This is a genomic window from Stenotrophomonas sp. 278, from assembly GCF_003935715.1.
In the GTDB taxonomy this organism is placed as follows: Bacteria; Pseudomonadota; Gammaproteobacteria; order Xanthomonadales; family Xanthomonadaceae; genus Stenotrophomonas; species Stenotrophomonas maltophilia_AH.
Genome location: NZ_RHPP01000229.1, coordinates 1 through 3,710, shown reverse-complemented (window position 1 = coordinate 3,710; position 3,710 = coordinate 1). Strand labels below are relative to the sequence as shown.

The window sequence follows — 3,710 nt, the reverse complement described above, 5'->3', positions numbered from 1 at the left end:
GCACCGGCCACGCCAGCGCAGGCGGTTCCCGTGCCGGCCACCGCTGCCGCCCATCATCCCGCAGCAGGCAGCATCCTGGGCACCGACGGTGACCCCGATGCCGCTACCCTCGCCCAGTACCGCCGCGAGCTGGCCCAGAACGTGGGCCGCCAGACTGGCGTGCTGAGTGCGTTCTGGCAGACCAGCCAGACCCTGGCGGTCAACCGCAGCGAGGAGATCGACGCGGTGTGGCCGCGGATCTGCACCGAGGTGAAGCGTTACCCGGCGCTGCGCACCGTGCGGATCCAGCTCAATCCACGACTGGGCACGGAAGAGCCAGTACGGTGGAGGCAGTGCGCCACGTCGTGATCAAACGTAGAGCGGGGCTTGCCCCGCTGCCGTTCGCGCGCGCCAGGAGCAGCCGGGCAGAGCCCGGCTCTACATGGGTCGCTTAGCGCGCCCCAGGCGCGAAGCGGGCGACCAGGTCCCAGGCGTCGCCCAAGAACATCTGCTTGACCCGGGTAATGGGCTGTTCTCCACGCCAGGTGTGACGGTCGATCACCAGGCAAGCCGTTCCCACCTTCACCTTCAGCAGCGCTGCCGCCGGCGCATCCGCGCCCCAGGCACTGATCCGGTGCTGGGCACGCGTCCATGACACGTTCTGCAGCAACCAGCTGCCCGGTGCCATCACCTCGAAATCCACATCCAGCGCTTCGGGCACGCCGGCCGGGTTGATCAGCCGATGCTCCAGCGCGAAGGGCTGGCCATCGGCCAGGTGCAGGCAACGGATCGCCAGCAGCATGCGTCCGCCCGATAACGCCATTTCCTCCTCGCTGGCCGGGTCCGCGCGACGGTGCGCGCGATCAAGCATCTGATAGCTGTAGGTGTGCCCGCGCGCGCCGACGGCCATCGCGATGTCGGGAATCTCCAACGCCACCTGTTCCAGGTGCGGTGGCTGCCGGGCGACGAACGAACCGGCGCGACGACGGCGCTCGATCATGCCGCTTTCGGCCAGCGCAGTGAGCACCTTGTTCACCGTCATGCGCGAGCAGGCGTACTGCTCCATCAGTTCATGCTCGTACGGGATGCGAAAGCCCGGCGGCCACTGCCCGCTGAGGATGCGGCTTTCCAGATCCTCGCGGATGCGCTGGTTGAGAGTCGGTGCTTTGGTACCCGTCACACGGAAATCCTGGTCTATCGAGTCACGGGGCGGGTGTTCAACGCGCGGCCTGCAGTACGCCGCGCAGCGCGGTCGCAAAACGTGCAGCCACTGCGTCACGGTGCAGGTGACGCCCCTGCCGGACCCATTGCCGGCCGCCACGCCACACCGAGCGCACGGCACCATTACGTGCGGCGAACACCCAGCTGTCAAGCCAGACATCGCCCTCGCGCGCGATCAGCGCCGGGTGCTGCGGGTCCAGCTCGACCACATCGGCCGGCGCGCCCGGCTGCAGGCCCTGGCCCACTCCCAACGCCTGCGCCGCGCCCTGCAGGGCCTGCTGGAACAGCCAGCGCCCGCTGGACGTTCCTTCCTGCGGGGCCAGCACATTGCGGCCGCGCAGCTGCAGGCGCTGGCCATATTCGAGCAGACGCAGTTCCTCGGCGGCATCGATCAGCACATTGGAATCCGAGCCGACGCCGAAGCGCCCGCCGCCCTGCGCGAAGGCCGGCATCGGGAACAGGCCGTCGCCCAGGTTGGCCTCGGTAATCGGGCACAGCCCCACCACCGCCTGGCTGGCCAGCATGCGCTGCACTTCATCGGCATCCACGTGGGTGGCGTGCACCAGGCACCAGCGCGCGTCGACCGGCGCATGTTCGTACAGCCAGCGCACCGGGCGCAGCCCGCTCCAGGCCACGCAGGCGTCCACTTCACGGGTCTGTTCGGCAATGTGGATGTGCACCGGGCCGGCGTTGAGCGGCAGCAAGGCGGACAGCTCTTGCCCCGTCACCGCGCGCAGACTGTGCGGGGCAATGCCGAGCACGGCATCGTCCTGGCCGTGCAGCGCCCGCCGGCACCCCGCCAGCAGTTCGGCAAAACCCTCCACGTCGTGGATCAGGCGGCGCTGCGCCGGGTTCGGCGGCGCGCCCCCGAAGTCGGCATGCGCGTAGAACACCGGCAGCAGGGTCAGACCAATGCCACTGCCCTCTGCGGCAGCCGCGATGCGCGCGGCCATCTCGGCGCGGTCGGCATACGGCGTGCCATCAGCGGCGTGGTGCAGGTAGTGGAACTCGCCCACCCGGGTGAAACCCGACTCGAGCATCTCCACATAGGCCTGCTCGGCAATCGCCTGCACGGCGTCTGGCTGCAGATGCGCCAGAAACCGGTACATCAGCTCACGCCAGCTCCAGAAGCTGTCGCCACTTCGTCCGCCGATCTCGGTCAGGCCGGCCATTCCCCGCTGGAAGGCGTGACTGTGCAGGTTGCCCAGCCCGGGCAGCGCGATGGCCAACAAGATGTCTCCTTCCTGTGCCGGCAGGCCGGCCTGCACCTGCTCCAGCGTGCTGCCGCGGCCGACAATGCGCACATCACGGGACCAGCCCTGCGGCAGCAGCGCGTGCTGTGCATGAAAGGCGACGGTGGAGGTGGGGGTTTCAGGCATCACTGGACATCCTGGAAGCGTCGCCTATATTGTATAGACATATGAGCTGATGTGGTGGCTGCCGTGTACTGTGACACCGTTTGGACCCACGCCAACCTGATGACGCTGGACGGCCCCGGCCTGGGCATCATCGAGAACGGCGTGATGGCCGCCCACCAGGGTCGCATTGTTCACGTCGGTCCCGCCGGCAGCGACACCCACCTTCACCCTGCCCGCCGCATCGACGCCGGCGGTCGCTGGGTCAGCCCGGGGCTGATCGACTGCCACACCCACCTGGTCTACGCCGGCAACCGCGCCGGCGAGTTCGAGCAGCGCCTGCAGGGTGTGAGCTATGCCGACATCGCCCGCGCTGGCGGCGGCATTGTCTCCACGGTGCGCGCCACCCGCGCCGCCAGTGACGCTGAACTGCTTGCGCAGAGCCTGCCGCGACTGGACGCGATGCTGGCCGAGGGTCTGACCACGGTGGAGATCAAGTCCGGCTACGGACTCACGCTCGAAGATGAGAGCAAGCAGCTGCGGGTCGCGCGCCAACTGGCCGAGGCGCGTGCGGTGGAGGTGGTGCCCACCTTCCTCGGCGCGCATGCGGTACCGCCCGGGCGTGACGCGCAGGACTACATCGATGAAGTCTGCTCGGTGATGATTCCCGCGGTGGCCGCGCAGCAACTCGCCGAAGCGGTCGATGTGTTCTGCGAGAACATCGCCTTCAGCCCGGCCCAGGCCGAACAGGTGTTCGTTGCCGCGCGCCAGCACGGGCTGGCGGTGAAAATCCACGCCGAGCAGCTCAGCAACCAGCACGGCGCGGCGCTGGCCGCGCGCTACGGCGCGCTGTCGGCGGACCATATCGAACATCTGGATGCCGACGGTATCGCCGCCATGCGCGCTGCAGGCACGGTCGCCGTGCTGCTGCCCGGCGCGTTCTATTTCACCCGCGACACCACCCTGCCCCCGCTGGCCGCACTACGCGCTGCCGGTGTGCCGCTGGCGCTGGCCACCGACAGCAACCCGGGCACGTCACCGCTGACCAGCCCGCTGCTGGCCATGAACATGGCCGCCACCCTGTTCCGCATGACCGTGGACGAGTGCATTGCCGGCTTCACCCGCGAAGCCGCCCGCGCGCTGGGCCGTGCCGAC

Annotated in this window: 2 protein-coding genes and 2 pseudogenes; 2 read left to right on the top strand and 2 right to left on the bottom strand. The window is 68.9% G+C overall.

Translation table 11 applies throughout. From position 1 onward, the window contains the following. Positions 1 to 348: pseudogene (locus EGJ34_RS22410) on the top strand (hypothetical protein); the annotation flags it as partial. An 82-nt stretch (positions 349 to 430) separates the two neighbouring features. Here the strand turns inward: EGJ34_RS22410 and hutC are convergent. Both hutC and EGJ34_RS20880 read right to left on the bottom strand, forming a co-directional pair. Then, entirely contained in the window at positions 431 to 1,159 is a 729-nt protein-coding gene (hutC, locus tag EGJ34_RS20885) for a histidine utilization repressor (protein ID WP_125362331.1), read from the bottom strand. A gap of 61 nt (positions 1,160 to 1,220) precedes the next feature. Then, a pseudogene (locus tag EGJ34_RS20880) lies at positions 1,221 to 2,579 on the bottom strand (formimidoylglutamate deiminase); the annotation flags it as partial. A gap of 63 nt (positions 2,580 to 2,642) precedes the next feature. Here EGJ34_RS20880 and hutI point away from each other — a divergent pair. Beyond that, on the top strand, positions 2,643 to 3,710 hold a 1,068-nt coding region (hutI, locus tag EGJ34_RS20875), incomplete at its 3' end, for an imidazolonepropionase (RefSeq protein WP_125362329.1).